This window comes from Kocuria salsicia (assembly GCF_039532055.1).
Classification (GTDB): Bacteria; Actinomycetota; Actinomycetes; order Actinomycetales; family Micrococcaceae; genus Kocuria; species Kocuria salsicia.
In genome coordinates this window covers 44,496-66,675 of record NZ_BAAARF010000009.1, presented here as the reverse complement: position 1 = coordinate 66,675, position 22,180 = coordinate 44,496, and the positions used below count along the sequence as shown (strand labels likewise).

General features: G+C 70.8%; 22 protein-coding genes. 17 read left to right on the top strand and 5 right to left on the bottom strand.

What is annotated here, in order from left to right; genetic code table 11:
• The first annotated feature begins 15 nt into the window (after positions 1–15).
• The 6 genes from ABD264_RS08845 to rbsD are packed head-to-tail and all read left to right on the top strand — an operon-like array spanning position 16 to position 5,971.
• Entirely contained in the window at positions 16–1,140 is a 1,125-nt protein-coding gene (locus tag ABD264_RS08845) for a LacI family DNA-binding transcriptional regulator (protein WP_186366743.1), read from the top strand.
• Positions 1,137–2,690, top strand: coding sequence for a sugar ABC transporter ATP-binding protein (locus ABD264_RS08840; RefSeq protein ID WP_144943003.1), 1,554 nt, complete (start codon positions 1,137–1,139; stop codon positions 2,688–2,690). The genes ABD264_RS08845 and ABD264_RS08840 overlap by 4 nt, the downstream gene beginning before the upstream one ends.
• A complete protein-coding gene (locus ABD264_RS08835) occupies positions 2,687–3,661 on the top strand; it encodes an ABC transporter permease (protein WP_344205552.1) in 975 nt (324 codons plus the stop codon). Before ABD264_RS08840 ends, ABD264_RS08835 begins: the two co-directional genes overlap by 4 nt.
• A 17-nt stretch (positions 3,662–3,678) precedes the next feature.
• Positions 3,679–4,623, top strand: coding sequence for a substrate-binding domain-containing protein (locus ABD264_RS08830; RefSeq protein WP_344205550.1), 945 nt, complete (start codon positions 3,679–3,681; stop codon positions 4,621–4,623).
• Positions 4,623–5,594 carry a ribokinase gene (locus tag ABD264_RS08825; RefSeq protein ID WP_144943000.1) on the top strand — a complete coding sequence of 324 codons (972 nt, stop codon included), beginning with the start codon at positions 4,623–4,625 and terminating at the stop codon, positions 5,592–5,594. Before ABD264_RS08830 ends, ABD264_RS08825 begins: the two co-directional genes overlap by 1 nt.
• Positions 5,588–5,971, top strand: a complete 384-nt coding sequence (gene rbsD, locus ABD264_RS08820) for a D-ribose pyranase (protein WP_144942999.1) — start codon at positions 5,588–5,590, stop codon at positions 5,969–5,971. The genes ABD264_RS08825 and rbsD overlap by 7 nt, the downstream gene beginning before the upstream one ends.
• Positions 5,972–6,046: 75 nt before the next feature.
• On the opposite strand, the gene ABD264_RS08815 is transcribed toward rbsD, so the two are convergent.
• Positions 6,047–7,471, bottom strand: a complete 1,425-nt coding sequence (locus tag ABD264_RS08815; protein ID WP_344205546.1) for an MFS transporter — start codon at positions 7,469–7,471, stop codon at positions 6,047–6,049.
• Positions 7,472–7,623: 152 nt separating this feature from the next.
• Here ABD264_RS08815 and ABD264_RS08810 point away from each other — a divergent pair, with 152 nt between their 5' ends.
• The 4 genes from ABD264_RS08810 to dsdA all read left to right on the top strand — a co-directional run bounded on the left by ABD264_RS08810 (position 7,624) and on the right by dsdA (position 12,726).
• Positions 7,624–8,508 carry an IclR family transcriptional regulator gene (locus ABD264_RS08810; protein ID WP_344205544.1) on the top strand — a complete coding sequence of 295 codons (885 nt, stop codon included), beginning with the start codon at positions 7,624–7,626 and terminating at the stop codon, positions 8,506–8,508.
• Between the two features lie 86 nt (positions 8,509–8,594).
• The gene (locus ABD264_RS08805; protein ID WP_144942996.1) at positions 8,595–9,512 is read left to right on the top strand and encodes a shikimate dehydrogenase; all 918 of its coding nucleotides are present in this window, start codon (positions 8,595–8,597) and stop codon (positions 9,510–9,512) included.
• Positions 9,509–11,383: a bifunctional sugar phosphate isomerase/epimerase/4-hydroxyphenylpyruvate dioxygenase family protein gene (locus ABD264_RS08800; protein WP_344205542.1), complete on the top strand. Its 1,875-nt coding sequence runs from the start codon at positions 9,509–9,511 to the stop codon at positions 11,381–11,383. Before ABD264_RS08805 ends, ABD264_RS08800 begins: the two co-directional genes overlap by 4 nt.
• Positions 11,380–12,726: a D-serine ammonia-lyase gene (gene dsdA / locus ABD264_RS08795; RefSeq protein WP_344205540.1), complete on the top strand. Its 1,347-nt coding sequence runs from the start codon at positions 11,380–11,382 to the stop codon at positions 12,724–12,726. The genes ABD264_RS08800 and dsdA overlap by 4 nt, the downstream gene beginning before the upstream one ends.
• An 86-nt stretch (positions 12,727–12,812) precedes the next feature.
• Here the strand turns inward: dsdA and ABD264_RS08790 are convergent, their stop codons facing one another.
• On the bottom strand, positions 12,813–13,388 hold the full coding sequence (locus tag ABD264_RS08790; protein ID WP_344205538.1) for a hypothetical protein: 576 nt from the start codon (positions 13,386–13,388) through the stop codon (positions 12,813–12,815).
• A gap of 140 nt (positions 13,389–13,528) precedes the next feature.
• Here ABD264_RS08790 and ABD264_RS08785 point away from each other — a divergent pair, with 140 nt between their 5' ends.
• Together ABD264_RS08785 and ABD264_RS08780 are read left to right on the top strand one after the other, a co-directional pair.
• Entirely contained in the window at positions 13,529–14,191 is a 663-nt protein-coding gene (locus ABD264_RS08785; RefSeq protein ID WP_144942992.1) for a CDP-alcohol phosphatidyltransferase family protein, read from the top strand.
• A gap of 3 nt (positions 14,192–14,194) precedes the next feature.
• Positions 14,195–15,193, top strand: coding sequence for a phosphatidate cytidylyltransferase (locus ABD264_RS08780; RefSeq protein ID WP_344205535.1), 999 nt, complete (start codon positions 14,195–14,197; stop codon positions 15,191–15,193).
• Positions 15,194–15,439: 246 nt separating this feature from the next.
• Here ABD264_RS08780 and ABD264_RS08775 read toward each other — a convergent pair whose 3' ends face one another.
• On the bottom strand, positions 15,440–15,913 hold the full coding sequence (locus ABD264_RS08775; protein WP_144942991.1) for an Hsp20/alpha crystallin family protein: 474 nt from the start codon (positions 15,911–15,913) through the stop codon (positions 15,440–15,442).
• Between the two features lie 292 nt (positions 15,914–16,205).
• On the opposite strand from ABD264_RS08775, the gene ABD264_RS08770 reads away from it, so the two are divergent.
• Positions 16,206–16,625, top strand: a complete 420-nt coding sequence (locus ABD264_RS08770; protein ID WP_344205634.1) for a ChaB family protein — start codon at positions 16,206–16,208, stop codon at positions 16,623–16,625.
• 152 nt (positions 16,626–16,777) lie between these two features.
• Here ABD264_RS08770 and ABD264_RS08765 read toward each other — a convergent pair whose 3' ends face one another.
• The gene (locus tag ABD264_RS08765; protein WP_144942990.1) at positions 16,778–17,257 is read right to left on the bottom strand and encodes a GNAT family N-acetyltransferase; all 480 of its coding nucleotides are present in this window, start codon (positions 17,255–17,257) and stop codon (positions 16,778–16,780) included.
• Positions 17,258–17,318: 61 nt separating this feature from the next.
• Here ABD264_RS08765 and ABD264_RS08760 point away from each other — a divergent pair, with 61 nt between their 5' ends.
• The 3 genes from ABD264_RS08760 (at position 17,319) to ABD264_RS08750 (ending at position 20,471) form a co-directional block, all read left to right on the top strand.
• Entirely contained in the window at positions 17,319–18,281 is a 963-nt protein-coding gene (locus ABD264_RS08760) for a 1-phosphofructokinase family hexose kinase (RefSeq protein WP_344205533.1), read from the top strand.
• 106 nt (positions 18,282–18,387) lie between these two features.
• The gene (gene surE / locus ABD264_RS08755; RefSeq protein WP_344205531.1) at positions 18,388–19,272 is read left to right on the top strand and encodes a 5'/3'-nucleotidase SurE; all 885 of its coding nucleotides are present in this window, start codon (positions 18,388–18,390) and stop codon (positions 19,270–19,272) included.
• Positions 19,273–19,727: 455 nt separating this feature from the next.
• Positions 19,728–20,471 (top strand): MFS transporter, encoded by a 744-nt coding sequence (locus ABD264_RS08750; protein ID WP_244944856.1) that lies wholly within the window; start codon positions 19,728–19,730, stop codon positions 20,469–20,471.
• Between the two features lie 27 nt (positions 20,472–20,498).
• Here the strand turns inward: ABD264_RS08750 and ABD264_RS08745 are convergent, their stop codons facing one another.
• On the bottom strand, positions 20,499–21,020 hold the full coding sequence (locus ABD264_RS08745; RefSeq protein WP_144942987.1) for an NUDIX hydrolase: 522 nt from the start codon (positions 21,018–21,020) through the stop codon (positions 20,499–20,501).
• A 23-nt stretch (positions 21,021–21,043) separates the two neighbouring features.
• Here ABD264_RS08745 and ABD264_RS08740 point away from each other — a divergent pair, with 23 nt between their 5' ends.
• Positions 21,044–22,057 carry an NAD(P)H-dependent flavin oxidoreductase gene (locus tag ABD264_RS08740; protein ID WP_344205528.1) on the top strand — a complete coding sequence of 338 codons (1,014 nt, stop codon included), beginning with the start codon at positions 21,044–21,046 and terminating at the stop codon, positions 22,055–22,057.
• Positions 22,058–22,180 lie beyond the last annotated feature (123 nt).

The following is a 22,180-nucleotide window of genomic DNA, read 5'->3' as shown; positions in this document are numbered from 1 at the left end:
CATGGAAACGTTTCCATGACGCTGTCACCTGACACGCGAGCAAAGGAGCTTGGCGTGGCGCAGCTGCCCTCCACACCTCGGCCCCCGGCCACCCTGCGTGATGTCGCGGCGGCGGCGGGTGTCTCCGTGGCCACGGCGTCCCGCGTCCTGTCGGGAAACCCCGCCACGAGCTCCACCTCCCGCCAGGCGGTCACCGCCGCTGCGGCGCAGCTCGACTTCCACCCGAACGTCCAGGCCCGGGCGCTGCGCAGCTCGCGCACGGCGTCGATCGGTCTGCTGATCCCGGACATCAGGAACCCCCATTTCGGGGACCTCGCCCACTGTGTGGAGATGCATGCGCGGGAGCGTGGCCTCGTAACCCTGATCTCAGCGTCCGATGAGCGACTGGACACCCAGGAGACCGCCCTGCGGCTACTGATGTCCCACAACGTGGACGGTCTGATCGTGGTGCCCCAGGGCCGCCGCGACAGCCCCAGGGGACCGGAGGCGCTCGACGCCGTGGTGCAGCGCGGAATCCCTCTGGTGCTTGCGGACCGGATGGTCTCGGGTCTGGACGTGCCCGCCGTTGTCCCTGGAACGAACGGTCTCACCGACGCCGTGAACGAGCTGCTGGCACTGGGCCACGAGCGCATCGCGCTGATCGCGGGCCCGGCGACATCCTCCACGGGGCGGGAGCGGCGTCTGGCTTTCGACGCCGCGTTGGACGCGGCCGGGGCGACGCCGGATCCGGACCTGGTGCACGAGGGGGACTTCCAGCCCGCGTCCGGTCGAGAGGGTGTTGCACGTCTGCTGGGCCTGCCTCCGGGAAGACGTCCGAGTGCAGTGGTCATCGCGGACGGGCCGATGGCTGTGGGTGCGCTCGCAGCGCTGAACGAGCGCGGGGTCAGGATCCCGCAGGACCTCTCCGTGGTGGCACACGATGATCTCGACGCGTTCCGACTGTGCGATCCGCCGGTCTCGGCGATCGCGCAGGACATTGCCGCGATGGGGGCGGTGGCGCTGAACCTGCTGCTGGAACCACCCGCGGACGGTGAGGAACGCACGGTGCGGCAACCGACGCTGTTCATCCAACGGGGGTCCGTGGCCGAAGCAGGTCTCCAGAAGAGCACGACAACCATGGAAGGAGGCGATGACTCGTGAGTGAACCGCTGCTGCGGCTGGTGAACGTCTGCAAGGCGTTCGGTCCGGTCCGCGTGATCGAGGACGTCAGTGTGGACGTTCACCCGGGGCGGGTGACCGTGCTGCTGGGTGAGAACGGTGCGGGCAAGTCGACCCTCATCAAGATGATGTCCGGCATCTACCAGCCGGACGCCGGCGAGATCCACGTGGCGGGGGAGAAGGTCAGCCTGCCGGATGTTAAAGCCGCAGAGCGCCTGGGCATCGCCACGATCCATCAGGAGCTCAACCTGGTGCCCACGATGAGTGTGGCCCAGAACATCTCCCTAGGGCGGGAGCCCCGCCGGTTCGGGGTCGTGGACCGGAAGGAACTGGCCCGCACCGCCCGGGAGGCCATGGCGAGGATCGGGATGAACCTGGACCCGGCCGCGAACCTGGGCGAGATGGGCGTTGCCCGCCAGCAGCTGGTGGAGGTGGCCAAGGCACTGTCCCTGGACGCCCGGATCCTGATCCTCGACGAGCCCACGGCCGCCCTGACCGGGGCCGAGTCCGCTGCACTGTTTGCGGTCATGGACGAGCTCAAGGCTCGCGGGGTGGGCATGGTCTTCATCAGCCACCACCTGGACGAGCTCGCCCGCGTGGGGGACACCGTGGTGGTCCTGCGGGACGGACACGTGGTGACCGAGGTGCCGGCGAGCACGTCCGAGGACGAGCTGATCCGCCTGATGGTCGGTCGCCAGCTCAGCGAGCAGTTCCCCAGGCGGCCCCGCCGCAGGGACGCCGACGCCGAGGAGCTGCTGCGCGTGGAGGGCGTCTCCACCGGTGGTCTGGTCCAGGACGCCAGCTTCTCCGTCCACCGCGGAGAGGTCGTGGGTCTGGCAGGACTGGTCGGGGCCGGACGCACCGAGCTGGTCCGGGCGATCGCCGGCGCTGAGAAGCGCACCGGCTCCGTCACCCTCTGCGGTGAGGAGCTGTCCGCCAATGACGTGGGGGCCGCGGTACGCGCGGGCATCGGCCACGTGCCCGAGGACCGAAAGCACCAGGGCCTCGTGCTGGACGCCCCCGTCAAGCACAACATCGGCTACGCCACGCTGGGCCGCACGGCCAAGGCCGGGCTGGTGGACCGGGCGGGCCAGCGGCGTCGTGCGCAGGACGTGGCGCAGAAGCTGCGGGTGCGCATGCGGGACGTGGACCAGCACGTGCGGGACCTCTCCGGGGGCAACCAGCAGAAGGTGGTCTTCGCTCGCTGGGTGGTGGCCGGGTCCACCGTGCTGCTTCTGGACGAGCCCACGCGCGGTGTGGACGTGGGGGCCAAGGTCGAGATCTACGAGCTGGTCCGTGACGTCACGGATGCCGGCGGCGCCGTGGTGCTGGTGTCCTCCGAGCTGCCGGAGGTGCTGGGGATGTCCGACCGGATCCTGGTGATGTCCGAGGGGCGGATCACGGGGGAGCTGGAGGCGCAGGAGGCCACAGAGGACGCCGTGATGGCACTGGCCGTGTCCAATTCGCACAGTGACGCGAGCGCGGAACGCGCCATCGACACGTTGGAACGAGAGACGAGAGAACGAGCATGAACAGTACTGCAACCGGGATCTCGAGGCAGCGTGGCTTCGACCTCAAGAACTTTGCCGCGAACAACGGCGCCCTGATCGGGCTGATCGTCCTCGCCGTGGTCATGGCCATTGCCTCGCCTGCGTTCCTGAGCGCGCAGAACCTCGTCAACGTGGGGGAGCAGGTGGCGACGATCGCCATCCTGGCCTTCGGCATGACGTTCGTGATCGTGGCCGCGGGCATCGACCTCTCCGTGGGGTCGGTGGCGGCGCTGTCTGCTATGGCCTCCGCCTCCATGGTGGCCGGATGGGGCCTGCCGGAGGTCTTGACCATCGTGGCCGGTCTGATGGTCGGTGCCCTCGCAGGTGCGGTGACCGGCATCGCCGCGGCGTACGGGAAGCTTCCCGCGTTCATCGCCTCCCTCGCGATGATGTCCGTAGCGCGTGGCCTGACCATGGTGATCTCAGACGGTCGTCCGGTCGAGGCTCCGAGCCAGGTTGCCGCTCTGGGCGGTGACCTGGGTCCCATCCCCGTGCCGATCGTGGTGCTGGTGCTCGCCGGTCTGGTGGCGGCGTTCGTCCTGCGTTTCACCGTGGCCGGTTCCTACATGTACGCCGTGGGCGGCAACATCGAGGCAGCGCGGCTCTCGGGCATCCCGGTCAAGCGCGTGGTCGTGCTCGTATTCCTGCTCTCCGGGGTGTTCGCGGCGCTCGCGGGCATGGTCACCGCGGGGCGCTTGGATTCCGTGCAGCCGACGATCGGCACGGGTGCGGAGCTGGACGCCATCGCCGCCGTCGTGATCGGTGGGGCCTCCCTGTCTGGCGGAGTGGGCCGGATCTCCGGCACACTCGTGGGCGCACTGGTGCTGGCCGTGATCCGCAACGGCCTGAACCTGTTGAACGTCTCGCCGTTCTGGCAGCAGGTGGTGATTGGGCTGGTCATCGCCCTGGCCGTGCTCTTCGACGTGATCCGCCACAAGAACACCCGCTTGTGACGGAGGAGGCAGACACTATGACGCACTCGACACGGCGTACCTTCATCAGCCTGGCGCTGGCCGGGATTACCGGGGTGGCCCTCACGGGCTGCGCCTCCGGGGACTCCGCGCCCAAGGTCACGCTGGCGCTGTCCACGCTGTCCAACCCGTTCTTCGCGGACCTTCGCGACGGCGCGCAGAAGGCGGCGCGAACGGCCGGGATCGACCTCGCGGTGGTCAACGCGCAGGACAATCCCGAAAGCCAGCTCGACCAGCTGCGCACCGCGGCGGTCAACGGGTCCCGCGCGGTGATCGTCAACCCCGTGGACTCCGACGCTGCGAAACCGGCCGCCACCGCGGTCATGGACCAGGGCATTCCCCTGATCGCCGTGGATCGTGGAATCACGGACCGCACGCCGGGCAGCTTCATCGCCTCCGACAATGTGGCGGGCGGACGACAGGCGGCAACCCTGCTCGCGGGCCTGCTGGGCGGCGCAGGCAGGATCGCCGTACTGGAGGGCCAGCCGGGAGCCTCGGCCACTCGCGACCGCGGGGCGGGTTTCCTGGAGGAGCTGCGCAAGCATTCCGGGCTGCAGGTTGTGGCCTCCCAGACGGCGAACTTCGACCGTGAGGAGGCGCTGGACGTCATGGCCAACATGGTCCAGGCCGCCCCGGACATCGACGCCGTCTACGCCCACAACGACGAGATGGCACTGGGTGCCGCGGTGGCCCTGGGGTCCCGTGCCGGCAAGGACGTGAAGATCATCGGGTTCGACGGCGGCGGGGACGCGCTCGAGGCGGTGAAGGCGGGCACCCTGTCCGGGACGATCGCTCAGAGCCCCGCTGAGCTCGGCCGCCAGGCGGTGCTGCAGGCGCTGCGAGCCATCGACGGCAAGCCGCTGCAGGAGAGCGTCCCCGTAGCGGTCACCACGGTGACGAGCAAGAACGTGGACGAATTCATGAACAAGGCCAAGGAGTCCTGATGCACCCCTCTCCCTCCGATTCGCCGTTCCTGGGGCCCACCCGGCCCGTGGACGTGACCGTCGTGGGGTCCACGAACGTGGACGTCACCGCCACGGTCCCGCGCCTTCCGGGTCGGGGCGAGACGCTTCTGGGCACCTCGCTGCTCTCCTCCCCGGGCGGCAAGGGTGCGAACCAGGCGCTTGCCGCCTCTCGTGGCGGTGCCTCGGTCCGTTTCGTGGGGGCGGTGGGGAACGACGACGCCGCACCCACCGCGCTCTCCCACCTCCAGGCCGACGGTGTGGACCTCTCCGCGGTCCTCACCCGCGAGGGCGTGCCGACCGGCACGGCCCTGATCTGGGTGGAGGACTCGGCGGAGAACTCCATCGTGGTGGTTCCGGGCGCCAACGGCAGCATCACGGCGCAGGACGTCGACCGGGTGGCCGAGCGCGGTGGGCTCGAGGGCGTCGTCCTGCTGCAGGGCGAAATCCCGGCGGAGGCCGTGACCCGGGCTGCGGAACGCGCCCCGGGGCGCGTGGTGGTGAACCTTGCTCCTGTGATCGAGGTGCCCCCCCGCGTGCTCACCGCCGCCGACCCGCTGATCGTGAACGAGCACGAGGGTGCGGAGGCTCTGCGGATCCTCGGGGGAGACCCGAAGGGCGCCAGCGAGGAGGAGGTCGTGGTGGCACTGCTCGCGGCGGGTGTCCCCAGCGTGGTCATGACGCTGGGCGCCCGCGGGGCCCTGGTGGCTGATGACTCCGGAGTCCGTGCCACACCGGCGGCCCGGGTGAGGGCCGTGGACACGACCGGGGCGGGCGACGCCTTCGTGGGTGCCGCCGCGGCACGGCTGGCCGAGGGGGCGGACCTGGGCGCGGCGGCCTCGTACGCGGCAAGGTTCGCGGCAGGAGCGGTGCTACGCGCCGGGACGCAGTCCTCTTACCCTCTGCGCGGCGCCGAGCTGCCTGAGCTGATCGCAGAGGGGCCGACGTGCTGAAGCGCGGGATCCTGAACTCGGAACTCAACCGGAGGCTGTCCCTGCTGGGTCACACGGATCTCACGTTCATCGTGGACGCGGGAATGCCCCTGCCGGTCTCCGACACCGTGGTGGACCTCGCCCTCGTGGCCGGTGTGCCCACGTTCTCGGACGTCTACGCCGCCGTCACGGGTGCCCTGGAGGTCGAGGGGGCCACGGTCGCCTCTGAGGCGAAGGGCCACGAGGCGTCGCAGCTGTGGGCGGGCCTCGAATGCCCTGTCCAGGAGGTCTCCCACGAGGCCCTCAAGGCCATGCTCGGCCGGGCCAAACTCATCGTCCGCACCGGCGAGTGCACCCCGTACGCGAACATCGCGCTGCGCAGCGGCGTGCCGTTCTGAGCCGGGGACGACGCCGCAGTGGCCGGGAAGAAGCCGGCCACCGCGTCGTCGTCGTCCGCCACTCGGCGGGAGCGCTCAGCCGCGCGCGCCCTGCTGCTTGTCGAGCGCGATGATGGCCAGCGCCTCGGTGCGAGTGGTGTGCAGGTTGTCGATGTCGCGCAGCGAGCGGTCCTTGGTCTCGGTGGCGGTGAAGGCGGCGATCGCGGCGATCAGGGCCGCGCCGCAGACCACGAGGGCCACGTTGAACCAGTTGTCGCCCGCGCTGCCCGCCACGGCGGTGGCGAGCGTGGGGGTGATGCCTCCGGAGATCGCGAAGCCGATCTGCGTGCCGAGCGCCAGGCAGGAGACGCGCACCCGTGTGGGGAACATCTCCGCGTAGAAGGCCGGCCACACGCCATTGGCCATGGAGTACAGCACGCCGGAGAGCAGTGCACCCAGCACGAAGATCATGACCCAGTTCCCCGCGGAGACCGCGGCCAGGTAGGGGAACATCAGCACGGCGGAGCCGATGACGCCGCCGATGAACACCGGCTTGCGCCCGATCCGGTCCGCGAGGGTGGCCCATGCGGGGATCGTGAACAGTGCCACGAAGTTGGCCAGCACGGACACCCACAGCATCGTGGAGCGCTCCAGACCCACCACTGAGGTGGCGAACGACAGGGACCACACCAGGAACACCACGTTCACCGTGTTGATCAGCGCGGCCGCGGCGATCCGGATCACGGCGGTCTTGTGGTACTTGAACATCAGCGAGAGCGGGGTGGCGGGCTTCTCCTCCGGCATCTCGGACTGGGCGTCCTCGAAGGCCGGCGGCTCCTCCAGGTGGCGGCGGATCAGGTAGGCGGCCAGGACCACCACAGCGGAGATCCAGAACGGGATGCGCCAGCCCCAGCTGAACAGCTGCTCCTCGCTCAGCAGCAGGGTGAAGGGGATGAAGACGGCGGTCGCGAGCAGGGTGCCGAACTGGGTGCCCTGCAGCGTCCACGAGGTGGTGACGGCGCGGTGGCGGTCGTCAGCGTGCTCCAGCGACACGGAGATGGCGCTCGCCTGCTCCCCGGAGGCCGAGAGCCCCTGGATCACGCGGCACAGCACGAGCAGCGCGGGCGCGAGCAGCCCCACCTGGTCGTAGGTGGGCAGGCAGCCCACCGCGAACGTGGAGCCGCCCATGAGGAACAGGGTCAGCATGAGTACGAACTTGCGCCCCAGGCGGTCGCCCAGCGGACCCATGATGAGCGCGCCCAGCGGGCGGACGATGTAGGCCACACCCACGGTCCCCATGGCGAAGAGGATGGCCGCACCCGGGGAGGTGTCCTTGGGGAAGAACAGGTGGTTGAGCACGAGCGCGGCGGCCGTGCCGTACACCGCGAAGTCGTAGTACTCGAGCGCGGAGCCCACCCAGCTGGCGAGTGCGGCCTTCCTGGGGGTCTTGGCGGGGCCGGAGTGCTCGGCACCCGTGGGGGCCGCGCCGTCGCGGCCGCCCGTTTCCGGGGTCGTGGTCATGAGCGTGTCCTAACGGGTGAAGAGGCAAGCACGAACGATGATTGCTGAATAATGAAAATCACTTCCGAATACTTGAAACCCCAGCATGGTGTGGGTCACACTGTTCGTCAAGTGGTTTCGCAAGAAGTTCGTCCGTGAAGCAGGAGCACCTCATGTCCCCCACCCCCTCCACGTCCGCGCGGCAGGACGTCGCGAGCCCGGTCCACGGGGCGGCGTCGCCCCGCCTGGACCGCGAGGTGACGTCGTCCGGGGCCTCCGCGGCGAACGGCACGTCCCGTGCCGGCGACCGCTCCGGCACGGTGCGCAAGGGTCTGGCCCTGCTGCCGCTGCTCGCCGAGCACCCGGACGGTGCCACGGCGAAGCAGCTGGTCGAGGACTCGGGCTACGCCTTCAGCACGTGCTACCGGCTGCTGTCCACGCTCGTGGACGAGGGCTACGCGGAGTTCGAACCGGAGACGAAGCGCTACCGGCTGGGGCTGCTGCTCTTCGCGATGGGCCAGAGGGTGGCCTCGGCGAGGGGCTGGGCCGGCACCGCGCTCCCTGTGATGCGCGAGGTGGTGGAGGCCACCGGTGAGAGCTGCCTGCTGGCCGTGCTGGACGGGGACCGCTTCCTGACCGTGCACACCGTGGACGGGCCCCACCACCGCACCACCACGGACCCCGGGGACCGCGGAGAGCTGCACACCTCCGCGCTGGGCCGCGCACTGCTCGCGTTCTCGGACCCGCAGACCCGGGAGCACCTCGTCGAGACGATCGAGATGCCAGCCCGTACGGAGAACTCGCTCACGGATCGGGACGGGCTGAGGGCCGAACTCGGCCGCGTCCGCGAGCAGGGCTGGGCGCTGCAGGACCAGGAGCACGACGATGGCATGGCGGCCCTGGCCGTCCCCGTCCTGTCCCCGGGGGCTCCCGTGCGGGCCGCGCTCGCCCTGGCCGCCCCCGTCCACCGTTGCGACCCGCACGAGCTGGTGCAGCACCTGCCGCTGCTGCGGGAGGCCGCCGACAGGCTCGCCGCTCTGCTCCCGCAACGACGCTGAAAACCTGGGGCGGCGATGTCGCCGCGCACGTGCTCCACGAATCCCGCGGATCTCGCGCCCCACGCATCCTTCGGAAAGGGAATCCCATGTCCACTCGCAACGAGTCCTACCTGGTGGGGCTGGTCGGTGACGGCATCACCGAGAGCCTCACTCCGCCCATGCACGAGCGCGAGGCGGACCACCACGGTCTGCGCTACCTCTACCGCCCCGTGGACCTCGCGGTGATCGGCCGCCCGGGCGAGGACGTGGGGCAGCTGCTGAGCGCCGGTCGGGACCTGGGTTTCAACGCCTTCAACATCACGCACCCGTGCAAGCAGCTGGTGCTGGAGCACCTGGACGAGATCGACCCGCAGGCCGAGGCGATCCAGGCGGTGAACACGGTGCTGCTCCAGGACGGCAGGTTCATCGGCCACAACACGGACTGCTCCGGCTTTACCCGGGGCTTCGAGAAGGGGCTCGATGGCGTGGCGCCGGGCCGGGTGGTGCAGTTTGGCTCCGGCGGTGCCGGCTCCGCGGTGGCGGAGGCGTTGCTGGGCCTGGGCGCCGTGCAGCTTTCGCTGGTGGACATGGACGTGGCGCGCGCCGCGGAGCGGGCCGCGGAGCTGGCCGCACGCTATCCGCAGGCCACCGTGGAGTCGGTCACCGCCGCGCAGGCTCCAGGGCAGATCGCCGCGGCGGACGGGGTGGTCAACGCGACCCCCATGGGAATGCACCACCACCCGGGCGCCCCGTTCGACCTCGACCTGCTGCGGCCCACCCACTGGGTGGCGGACGTGGTCTACCTGCCCATGGACACCCCGCTCGTGCGGGCGGCCCGCGCGCTGGGCTGTGCGGTGCTGGACGGCGGCCACATGGCGGTGGGCCAGGCTGTCGATGCGTTTGCATTGATTACGGGAACGACGCCGGACAGCGCACGCATGCGCGCCCACTTCCTGCAGCTCACGGGCCAGGAGGCCCCGGCGGGCACGGACTCCGGCCACGTGCTCGGCGGTGATGCCCTGTGAGGACCAGCATCGCGACCGTGTGCCTGTCCGGCACGCTCGAGGAGAAGATGCGCGCCGCCGCGGCGGCCGGCTTCGACGGCATCGAGGTCTTCGAGCCGGACCTCGTGGTCTCCGACTCCTCGCCCGAGCAGCTGCGGGATCTCGCCGCCGAGCTGGACCTCTCCCTGGACATGTACCAGCCCTTCCGGGACGGCGTGGAGGTGGCACCCGAGGCGTTCCCGGACTCCCTGCGGCGGTTGCGCGTAAAGTGCGAGCTCATGAACCGGCTGGGCACCTCGGTGCTGCTGGTGTGCTCGAACGTGGCCACGGGAGTCCTGAAGGACGACGCCGCCATTGCGGAGCAGCTGCGCGCGGCGGGCGACGTCGCGGCCGAGTACGGCGTCGACCTGGCCTACGAGGCCCTGGCCTGGGGCGCGCACGTGAACACGTGGCGCCACGCCCACCGACTCGTGGAGCTCGCGGACCACCCTCGCGTGGGCACGTGTCTGGACAGTTTCCACATCTTCTCCCGCGGGGACACCGTGGAGGGGTTGGAGGACTGCGATCCCCGCAAGCTCTTCTTCGTCCAGCTCGCGGACGCACCCCTGCTGAAGCAGGACGTCCTCTCGTGGTCCCGCCACCACAGGGTGTTCCCGGGCGAGGGGGACTTCGACCTGGTGGACCTGCTGGGACGGCTTCACGAGGTCGGCTACGCGGGCCCGGTCTCCCTGGAGATCTTCAACGACTCGTTCCGCCAGGCGGACGTGCACCGCACCGCGGTGGACGGGTTGCGCTCCCTGCGCTGGCTGGAGGACCAGACGGCGGACGCGGTCCGCGGGGCCGGCGGTGACCCGGACCGGGCGCCGCTCATGCTCACGGACCTCCCGGCACCCCAGGCGCCCCGCGCGTGGGACTTCCTGGAGCTGCGCACCCGCGAGCTCGGCCACGTCACCCGCATGCTGCACCAGCTGGGCTTCTTGCTCTCCGGCCACCACCGCTCCAAGGACTCGGTGCAGGCGTGGACGCAGGGCCCCGTGCGGATCGTGGTCTCGGAGGACCCCCGCGCCACGGCCCAGCCCACGCGGCTCGCGGCGCTCGGCTTCCAGGTCGCGGACCCGGACGTCGCCGCGTACCGCGCCGAGAGGCTGCTCGCCCAGACCGCGGACCGCGCCCAGCTGCCGGACGAGACCGTGCTGCACGGCGTCGTCGCCCCGGACGGCACCGAGATCTTCTTCGGGCCCTGCGGCGAGCAGGGCGTGCCCCCGTGGCTCGCGGAGTTCGGCGCGGACCCGCAGGACGACGCCCCGGCGTCCCTGCTCACGGGGGTGGACCACGTGAACCTCGCCCAGCCGTGGCAGCACTACGACGAGGCCGTCCTGTTCCTCACCTCCCTGCTGGACCTGCACCCCGCGCCGTCCCAGGACGTGGCGGGCCCCTCCGGGCTCGTGCGCTCACAGGTCATGCGCTCGGCGGGCGGCGCCGTGCGTATCCCCCTCAACGTGGCGCCCATGGCTGCCGAGCAGGTCGCCTTCACGGGGGCGGCGTACCCGGAGCACATCGCGCTCGCCTGCTCGGACATCGTGGCCGTGGCCCAGCGGGCACGACGCCGCGGCCTGGCCTTCCTGCCGGTCCCCACCAACTACTACGAGGACCTCGTGGCCCGCTTCGACCTGGACGCCGACTTCGTGGGGATGCTCGAGTCCAACGGTCTGCTCTACGACCGGGACGAGACCGGCGAGTTCCTGCACTTCTACACGCCCACGCTCGGGGAGGTGTTCGTGGAGGTGGTGCAGCGCCTCGACGGCTACGAGGGCTTCGGCGCACCCAACGCACCGGTGCGCCTGGCGTCGCAGTACCGGGAGCTGGCCCGGCGCGACATGATGAGGTCATGACGAACTCCGGAGTCACCCCGCCCGCCGCTTCCCCGGAGCCCGACGCCGCTCTGCTCGCCGATCCGCTCGTCTCCCGGCTCGCCCGCGAGGAGCCCGTGACCTGGTGGAACGACGCCGCCTCGGACACCATCCGCGGTCTCGCCGCCTCCGGCGTGGACCCATCCATCGTGGCCGACGCCGCCGCGCGGCTGGAACGGTTCCGGCCGTGGATCGCCGCGACGTTCCCGGACACCGCTGCCGCCAGTGGACTCATCGAGTCGCCCCTGCACGCGGCTCCCGCGTGGCGCGCAGACCAGGCCCCCGCGGTCGGGCGCGTGCTGCTCAAACGGGACGACATCCTCCCCGTGAGCGGCTCCGTCAAGGCCCGCGGCGGGGTGCACGAGGTGCTGCAGTACGCGGAGGCGCTCGCCGTCGGGCACGGGCTGCTGGCCCTGTCGTCCCCCTCCCACTTCACAGCTGCTGGGGAAGACGTGGACTACTCCGTCTTCGCCACCGCGCCCTTCCGGAAGCTCATGGGTGGGCACCGCGTGGTGGTGGGCTCCACCGGCAACCTGGGGATGTCCATCGGGATCATCTCCTCCGCGCTGGGACTGCAGGCCACCGTGCACATGTCCACGCACGCGCAGCAGTGGAAGAAGGACCTCCTGCGCTCCCGGGGCGTGGAGGTGGTGGAGCACGTCACCGACTACACCGAGGCCGTGGCCGCCGGACGCGCCGCCGCGGAGCAGGACGAGACCGTGCACTTCGTGGATGACGAGCACTCCCTGAGCCTCTTCGCGGGGTATGCGGTAGCGGGGGCCCGCGTTGCCTCGCAGCTGCGAGAGCAGGGTGTTGCGGCGGACAGCGAGCACCCGCTGGTGGTGCACCTGCCCTGCGGGATCGGCGGTGCGCCGGGAGGCGTGGCCTACGGGCTCAAACGTGAGTTCGGTGACGTCGTGCACTGCGTGTTCGTGGAGCCCACGCAGGCCCCGTGCATGCTGCTGGGCGTGCGCACCGGCCGGCACGACGGGATATCCGTGGCGGAGCTTGGTCTGAGCACCCGGACCATTGCGGACGGGCTGGCCGTGGGCAGGCCCTCCGGCTTCGTGGGGCGCGCGGTCCAGAGGCTGGTGGACGGCTACGTCACTGCGACCGACGAGCAGATGTCCCTGCAGGTCAGGGCACTGCACAGGGCTGAGGGCATGGTGGTGGAGCCGTCCGCCGCGGCTGCTCTGGAGTCGATCCGGCGGGTCTCGGAGGAGGGCGAGCCCTTCGGTGCCGCACCGGAGAACATCACCCACATGGCGTGGCTGACCGGTGGCGGGATGCTGCCGGAGGAGGTGCGGGCGCGCTACGTGGCGTGACGCGGAGTCGTCGTCCCCGGGTGCGCCAGCCAGAGAAAGCAGCGGTCAGCCGCAGTCAGCCGCGCCCCTCCCGCGCGTAGACCCGCTCAGCCCCGGCCCACCGTGCGGAAGTACCACGCGTAGAACGCGGTCCACCCGGCGGTGAAGATCGCCCAGCGCACCCCTCCCGGGGCGTGGGGACGCAGAGACCGGAGCAGGGCGGAGAGCGCGCCGACCGCCGTCGTGACCACCACGAACCGCGGCGCACGGGCGGGAACCGACCACGCCAGGAACGCGGGCAGCGGGTCCCCGCGCAGCCCGGCCGTCCGCGCGTAGAGCTTGTACGGGGTACCCCGCAGCGGACCCAGGAGCACGGCGGCGAATCCGTGCGAGGCCATCTCCCGCTCCACCCGTTCCACCATCGCGGGAGAGACGGCGGGCAGCCGGGTCAGCAGCCAGGCCGAGCGCCCCGCCGGAACTCGCTCGCCCCAGCGGTGCATGAGCGCCCCGCCCACCACGGCCCCGGCGGTCGCGGAGACGGCGCTCGTCAGCCCTCGCCGGAGGCTGCGGACGGCCAGGGCCGAGAGCCACACGTCCGGCACGACGAAGAACCCGGTGGCCTCCGCGAAACCCCAGAGCCCGGCGACCACGTGGTCCCTGCGACGACCAGACGTCCTGTCCACGGCACTCTCCTCAGCGGTCTTGATTGCTGCCCTGTGGACATCCAACCCCACAGGACCGTCCCCCCTGCCACTGTTGCCTCGTGTCCTCAGGGCGCAAATTCTGTGAAAATGCATGAGGAACCCATGAGACGAGGAGCGACATGTCCCCCACCGGCCCCCTGCGCCGCCCCATTCCCCAGCGCACCGCCGGGTGGGCGACCGCTGCCGCCTCGACCCTGCAGCGCGCCGGCATCCGCCCCAACCACGTGTCCGTGGCGTCGGTGGTCACAGCACTCGTGGGCTGCGGCTTCCTGGTCGTGGCGGGCCACGCGGACGGCGCACTGCGCGCGGTCGCGCTGCTGCTCGCCGCTCTCTGCATCCCGCTGCGGCTGCTGTGCAACATGCTGGACGGGATGCTCGCCGTCGAGGGCGGTCTGCGGACCCGTACCGGGGAGCTGTACAACGAGGTGCCGGACCGTGTCTCGGACCTCGCGCTTCTCGCGGGAGCGGGCTGGGCGGCGTCGTCCGTGACGGGCGGTGTTGCCCTCGGGTGGCTCGCCGGCAGCCTCGCCGTGCTGACCGCCTACGTGCGCACGCTCGGCGTGAGCGTGGGGTGCGCGCAGCAGTTCGGAGGAGTGCTGCCCAAGCAGCGCCGCATGTGGGTGCTCATGGGAGGCATCCTCCTGAGTCTGGTCGAGCCCCTGCTGGGGTGGCAGCCCGGGATCGTCCTGTGGCTCACGCTCCTGGTGGTGGCGCTGGGCAGTGCGCTCACCGTGGCCTCCCGGCTGGGCGCGATCTCCCGCGAGCTGCGGGCCCGGGGCTAGGCCGTGACGACCATCGGCCTGCTCGGCCCGCAGAGCTGGCGCCTGGTGCTCGGACTGCTCGTGGTCCTGGTGCTGGCCACGCTCGCGGCCGAGGTGATGTACCGCCGCACCCGCTCGGACGGGCTGCGGACCACGCTCGTGAACGTGCGGCAGCGGATCGTCGCGTGGTGGCTCATGGTGGGTGTGCTCGTGGGCGCCCTGGCGCTCGGCGAGACCGCGGTGGTGCTGCTGTTCCTGGCGCTCTCGCTGGTGGCCATGCACGAGTTCGCGGACCTGATGCCGCGAGGGGAACGGGACCAGCGGGTCATGGTGTGGATCATGGCCGTGCTCAGCCCCCTGCACTTCTGGTTCCTGTGGCAGCACTGGTACGGGATGTACGCCATCTTCATCCCCGTCTACGTGTTCCTGTTCCTGCCCGTGCTGCTGGCCCTGTCCGGGCGCACGGAGTCCTTCCTCCACAGGGCCGCGCTGAGCCAGTGGGGGCTCATGGTGTGCGTCTACGCGCTGAGCTACCTGCCCGCGGTGCTCCAGCTGCCCGTGGTGTTCCGGGACGGCAAGGCTGCGGCGGACGGCTCCCCGGTGGGATCCGGCGGGCCGGAGGCCGGGGCGCTGCTGCTGTTCCTGGTGGTCGTGGTGCAGGGCTCGGACGTGCTCCAGTACCTCTGGGGCAAGACTGTGGGGCGGCACAGGATCGCACCCACCGTGAGTCCCAACAAGACGTGGGAGGGGTTCGTCGGAGGGATCCTCTCGGCGACGGCGCTCGGTGCCGCCCTGTGGTGGCTCACCCCGTTCACCCCGTGGCAGGCCGCCGTGCTGGCTCTGCTCTCGTGCGTCCTCGGATTCGCGGGCGGCCTGGTGATGAGCAGCCTCAAGCGGGACCGCGGGATCAAGGACTTCGGCACGCTCATCCCCGGTCACGGCGGCATCCTGGACCGCATGGACTCCCTGATCTTCGCCGCCCCGGTGTTCTTCCACCTCACGAGGTTCTTCTTCGCCGGGTGAGGTGGGGCGCGGGCCGGGTCCCGGGCTGCGTCGTCGCGGGGGTCCTGCGTGCGGGGCACGACGACGCCGCTCCGTCCGTCCCTGCCGCGGCCGCACCTTCCGCGCTGCTACCGGCACCGTCCACTCGCGGCCCCCCGGGTACGACGACGGGCCCGCAGGATCTCTCCCGCGGGCCCGTTCGCCGTGGTCGCATGACCGTCATGACGGGACGCCGTCAGACCGTCATGATGTCGAACCGTGGTGCCGTCAGTTCTCGGAGTCCTTCTTCTCGTCGGACTTCTCGGACTTCCCGCCGTGCTCCAGCACCACGTTGTCCTGGTTCTGGCCGGTGGCCACCTGGATCTTGCGCGGCTGGGACTTGGGGGAGACGGGGATGCGCACCGTGAGCACGCCGTTGTCGTAGGCGGCGGTGATGTTCTCGGTGTCGATGCCCTGACCCAGGTTCAGCTGGCGCACGAAGGAGTGGTTGCGGCGTTCCCGCACGATCCACTTGGTGTCCTTCTCTGCGGAGGGCAGGCGGCGCTGAGCGCGGATGGTCAGCAGCTGGCCGTCCACGTCCACGTCCACGCTGGACGGGTCGATGCCCGGAAGGTCAGCCGCGAGGAAGTAGTCGGAACCCTGGCGGTAGAGGTCCATGGGCATCTGCTCCAGCCCGTTGCGGCTGGAGAGGACCTGGTTGGCGAAGTTCTGGACCTCGGAGAACGGATCGAAAGTAGCCATGATGTCTGCTCCTTGCATGCGTGGCGCCACCGTGAGGTGCCCCGCCGTCCTGTTCATCCCCTGGAAGTGGAGCCTTCACGTTTCTTGAGTCCCTGTGACTCAACTACTGAAAAGATAGCACTCACCCCAAGCGAGTGCCAAGACCCTGCGCAGCAAAGTTGAGCGGATTCAGCTCAAGGCGCACAAGTGCCCAGAGAACTCCGCAGGGGGACCCGAAAGGGTGGGGCGGGCGGCGTCGTCGTCCCTAGGATCGGAGGTGCCCACCATTCCGGCACGGACCCAGGAGGCAGCGGTGCCCAAGGCGAAGAAGAACGGCCACGCGATCCAGGACGAGATCCCGTCCACGCTGCGGCGCTCGGACGAGAAGGCGCAGGACACGTTCGCGCAGACCTACGACGCCGCGCAGGACGAGTACGACGACGACGCCCGGGCCGCCCGCACCGCGTGGGCCGCCGTGAAGCACACCCACGAGAAGGTCGGGGACCGCTGGGAGCCCAAGGAGGAGAACGGCCCCTCGGACGCGAGCGCGGAGAAGGGTGGGCTGAACTCCGAGGACACCGCCGGGGGAGTGGATGCGAACGCCACGAAGGAGCACCTCTACGGGATCGCTCAGGAGCTGGACGTCCAGGGGCGCTCGGAGATGAGCAAGGACGAGCTGGTGGCGGCCATCGAGAAGGCGAACGAGAAGAAGACGCGGGACGCGCGGTCCTGAGCCTCGCGCGCTCGGGGGGCGAGCGGCGTCGTCGTCACCGGCGCGGGACCCCGCGAATCTGAGGTGTAGAGATGACGGCCCAGCGGCACAGAATCCGGGTACTTCTACACCTCAGATGTCAGACCGGCCGCACCGGGGGACCGGCCGCGGCGCTAGAGCTGCCGCGCCAGGAACACCGAGGCCGTGGTGGCGTCGTGGAAGGACTCCACCGACTCGTAGCCGCGGTTGCGGAACATCGCGACGCCCTCGGTCATCTCCGGGTTGAGGGAGACCACGGCGGTGGTGGCACCGAAGGAGCGCGCCTTGTTCTCCAGGGCGCGCACCAGGGTGCGGGCGTGGCCCTGCCCGCGGTGCTCGGGGGTGACCCAGATCCGACGCAGCTCCACGCGCTCGTCGTCGATCCTGCGGACGGCCCCGCACGCGATCACGGAGCCGGTGACCAGGTCCGTCATGAGGAAGAAGTCGCCGTGCGGCGGGGTGACGTCCTCGGGGCGGGTGACCTCGGTGAGCTCCGGGTCGAAGCCGCCGTCGATCCTGTTGTCCAGCTCGCTGAAGTAGGAACTCAGGGCCTTGAGCGTGTGCTCACTGGCGGCCTGTCCCTCCACGATGCGAATCGGTGCGGTGGCATTCATCCCACCATGGTGGCACCTTGATGTGCTGTTCACCAGCGGCCCGCTCCTGTAGCTTTCGTTCGTGACCGAGACCCGCAGCCCCCAGAAACCGCGCCTGTCCGTGCTGGTGCCCACTCCGTTGCTGATCACCGAGATCACGGAGCCGGCGGCGTACCGCAACCGCAGCCCGCACGAGTCGGACGTGCACATGCACCCTGGCGGGCAGGGCCTGTGGGTGGCGCGCATGGCCAGCTCGCTCGGGGCGAACGTGTCCGTGAGCGGTCCGTTCGGCGGTGAGCTGGGCGCCCTGATCCGCTCGATGCTGGACGGGCTCGGCATGCAGGTCAACGCGGTGCGCTACGGCTACGGCAACGGCGGGTATGTCTACGACCTGCGCGGCGAGGATCGCGAGACCGTGGCCCACATGCCGCCGCCCGAGCTCTCCCGCCACGAGCTGGACGACCTCTACGGCACGGCGTTCGTGGATGCGCTGGCCTCGGACGTCCTCACCGTCACGGGAGCGGAGCCCGGGGACGTGGTGCCCGCGTCCTTCTTCGGCCGCCTCATCCGGGACACCCGGGATGCCGGAACCACGGTGGTCGCCGACGTCAGCGGTGCCCCGGCGCTCGCGGCCGTGGACGCGAAGGTGGACGTGCTCAAGATCAGCCACGAGGAGGTCCGGGACCTGGACCTGGGCTCGGATGACACCCCGGAGTCGCTGGTCGAGGCGGGCCGGATGCTCTTGGAGCGTGGCGCGGATGCCGTGGTCGTCTCCCGCGCGAAGGACCCTGCCCTGCTCGTGGAGAAGAACCGGGTGCGGGAGGTCTCCGCGCCGTCGATCACCCCACTCGACCACCGCGGCGCCGGGGACTCCATGACCGCGGGGATCTCGGTGGGGCTCGCCCGGGGCCTGGACCTGGTGGACGCCGTCGCGCTCGGGGCCTCCGCCGGGGCACTGAACGTGGCCCGCCGGGGTCTGGGAACGGGCAACCGCACGACCATCGAGAAGTTCGCCCGGCAGATCACCGTGCGCACCGTCTCCTGAGGCGTCGCGCCGGACCTGCCCGCACTGCCCCGTTCCGTCCGGTACCGCGTGCTCCCGTCCGCATCCACCCTGGCCCGCTCGCACGCCGCGTGCCACCATGGTGCCCATGCACATCCTGGTCACCAATGACGACGGCATCTCCTCCGCGGGACTTGCGGTTCTCGCGCAGGCAGCCCTGGACCGCGGGCACAGCGTCACGGTGGCCGCCCCGGCCGAGGAGTACTCGGGTGCCAGCGCCTCGCTGTCCGGCGAGGAGGTCGATGGCCGCATCGCCCTGGTGGAGGCCGCGCCGCCGAACATGCCCGACGGTGTGGAGTGCGTGGGTGTGAAGGCCGCCCCCGCTCTGATTGCCTTCCTGGCCTCCTACGGCGCGTTCGGCAAGCGCCCGGACATGGTGCTCTCCGGGGTGAACCTGGGGGCCAACACGGGCAAGGCCACGTTGCACTCGGGGACGGTGGGTGCGGTGCTGACGGCCGCGTCCCACGGCATCCCCGGGATCGCCGTCTCCATCACCTCGGGCGCCCCGCAGCACTGGGACACGGCCCTGCTGGTCACCCGCTTCGCGCTGGAGCACTGGGAGGACCGGCCTTTCGACGAGTGGATCCTCAACCTCAACGTCCCCGACGTGGCCCCCGGGCGATTGCGCGGTCTCAAGCCCGCCCACCTGGCGAGCTTCGGGGCGGTGCAGGCACAGATCGGCCGCGGGGACGAGAAGCACATCGCGGTCACCTACAGCGCGGAGACCGGCCCGGAGGAGCCAGACAGCGACCACTACCTCCTCACCCACGGCTGGGCCACGGCCACGCTGCTGCGCGCCCCGGTGGACGACCGCTCCCAGGACACCCACGCCGTCCCCCGCGAGGACCTGGGGACCACGGCCCCCACGCCCTTCTGGGACGTTAGCCTTGCGGGTCTCACGGACGACGACGCCGCGGTCCCGGGCACAGGGGACGTCCCTGTGGACGCGGCCACCGTCATGCGCCGCACCTGAGCTCACGCCGCCACGGGAAGATGCACCCGCATGGACCGGGCGGATAGAGCTCGCGCCAGCACAGGTGCCGCCGGGCAGGAGCCCACGGGACGGCGCACCGGCACGAACCATCTTTGGAGGCCTGACCACGGCGCGGACACCTGCGGCGCAACCGCAACCGGGTGACGTCGAGAACGACCCCGCCCCGATCCGCAGGGACTTGATTGCGCTCGCCGCGGGGCTTGTGGTCTTCGCCGGGGCAGCCTGCTTGCGGCACTGTCCGGCACGGCGGGGACACTGATCGCAGCTCGTGCCGTCCAGGCGCTGGGTGCGGCGTTCATCATGCCGTCCACCCTGTCCACGGTGAACGCCCTGTTCCGTGGGACGTCCCGTGGGTTCGTGTCCGCCGGTCCGCCCTGCTGGACCTGGACCTCTTCCAGCTGCGCACGTTCTCGTGGGGCCACCTGGCCGCCGCCATGGCGGTCGGCGCGTTCATCTCCGGTGCCTCCGCCCGTCACCTGGCCGCCCGGTTCGCCGCGCCGGGGACGGTGCTGATCGGGCTCGGTCTCGAGGTGGTTGGCGTGGTGGTGCTGGCCCTGCTCATGGGGCCGAGCACCTCCGCGTGGCTCGTCGCGCTGCCGCTCGTCGGCTACGGCGTGGGCCTCTGCCTGGCCTCCGCGCAGCCGACCGGAACCGTGCTGCGGGACGTGACCGTGGCGTCGTCGGGCCAGGCATCCGCAACGCAGAGCACCGTGCGCCAGATCGGCTCGGCGCTTGGCACCGCCTTCGCGGGCGCGGCGCTGTCCGTGTCGATGGGCCTGACGCTGCCCTCCGCACTGACCGCCACAGGATCCACCCACGCCACCCAGTGGGCCCTCGTGATAGCCACCGGGTTCATCCTGCTGGGCTTCCACGGGGCCCTCCAGGTCCGCAGGGCGGCCCGCCGGGACTCGCCGGAGGCCCCGGCGGCAGGAGATTCTGAGAGCAGATCCTTACTACCCGCACACGGGGTGGCGGGCGGCCGTGGCATGGCTGGCGTACTTCTTTTTCTTCTTGGGGCTTACCGCGTTCATCATTCTCATGGTTCCGGACCACGAGTTCGGGTGGTACTACGTGACCTACACCGCCGCGTTCGCCACGTTCAGCGTGATCATCCAGTTCTTGAGCCGCAGGGCTCGCTCACGAATGCTGGAGAACACGGGGCAGATACCGCCTGCTGAGAAGACCGCGGTCGACGACTCCCGGGGTTAGATTCCCATCCCCCGCACTGCCGGAATCGCATGCCACCGGGAGAGGGGCGCGAGGTCCTCGACGTCCTCCACGCCGTCCAGCGGCTGCCAGCGCAGCTCCTCGATCTCGGCTGCGGGCGTCGGCGTGCCCTCCAGCGGGACGGTGCTGAGGAAGACGTGACTGTGCAGGGCGTGGCCCGGCTCGTTCGCGGCGTCCGTGTGCCACTCGCCCACCGTCATCAGGTCCGCGGGGGACAGGTCGAGCCCCAGCTCTTCGCGCACCTCGCGGACGCCCGCCTCCACGGGTGACTCCCCGGCCTCGGGCTTGCCCCCGGGGAACATGAACATGGACGTCCCGCGCTTGCGCACCGTGAGTACGTGGCCGTCTCGGGCCCGGCGCAGCACCACGCCGGTGACCTTGATGACGGGGCGGGCGTCGTCGTCGGCGGGGGAAGCCGAGGCGGTTGGAACAACCGGAGCAGCCGGGGGACTCGAAGAGGACGCGAGGGCACCCGGGCGAGCATCATGGGAAGCGGACATGCCCGCCAGTCTAAGGAGACGCCGTGACCAACCCCCTCAGCGAACTGCCCGTGCCCTTGCTCCAGGCGCCCATGGCGGGCGGGCCGTCCACCGCGGCGCTCGCGGTCGCCGTGGCCCGGGCCGGCGGGCTGGGGATGCTCGCCGCCGGGTACAAGACCGTGGAGGCCATGGCACAGGAGATCCGGGAGGTCGCCGTGAAGACGGACCGCTTCGGCGTGAACCTCTTCGTCCCTGAGCAGGACCCGTCCGACCCTGGGGAGCTCGAGGCCTACGCCCGCGCACTGGCCCCGGTGGCTGCTGAGCTGGGCGTGGCCGCGCCGCAGCCCGGCGAGTTGTCCGACGACCACTACGCCGCCAAGCTCGACCACCTCGTCACCCACCCCGTACCGCTCGTCTCCTTCACGTTCGGGCTGCCGTCCCCGGACGACGTCGCCCGGTTGCGGTCCGCGGGCACGGTCGTGGTGCTCAACGCGACCGACGAGGCCGAGGTCCGCGCGGCGCTGGTCCTGGACCCGGACGCGATCGTGGTGCAGGGGACCGAGGCCGGGGGCCACCGGGCCACCCACGGCCAGGCGAAAACCCCTCTGGAGATCTCCACCGCGGACCTCGTGAGTGCGGTGCGGGAGACGACGGCGCTGCCGCTGATCGCCGCGGGCGGTGTGGCAGACCGGGAGACCGCGGAGGACCTGATGGAGCGCGGTGCGGACGCCGTGCAGGTGGGCACGCTGTTCCTGACCACCGAGGAGGCGGGCACCAAACCGGCGCACCGCGAGGCACTGCTGAGCGGGAGGTTTGGGGAGACGGTGGTGACCCGGGTGTTCTCCGGGCGGGCGGCTCGGGCGCTGCGCAACGCGTTCACCGACCGGCTGGAGGTCGAGCAGATCAGCGGCTACCCGCAGGTCCACCACATGACGGCCCCGCTGCGGGCGGCCTCCGCGCAGGACCCCGCGGGGTTGAACCTGTGGGCCGGAACGGGCTTCGCGGCGTGCCGGGAGACCACCGCGACGGACGTGGTGGAGCAGTTCAGGGGGTTGTGACCGCCGTTCGGAGGAGGTCATCGCACCCGCGGCCGGCCGCCGGTTGCCGAGCCGAGCACGCACCGAGGAGATCTGCCGCGGTCACTGGGACGCTCTCGGGCACGTGCTCCGGCCGAGCCGCAC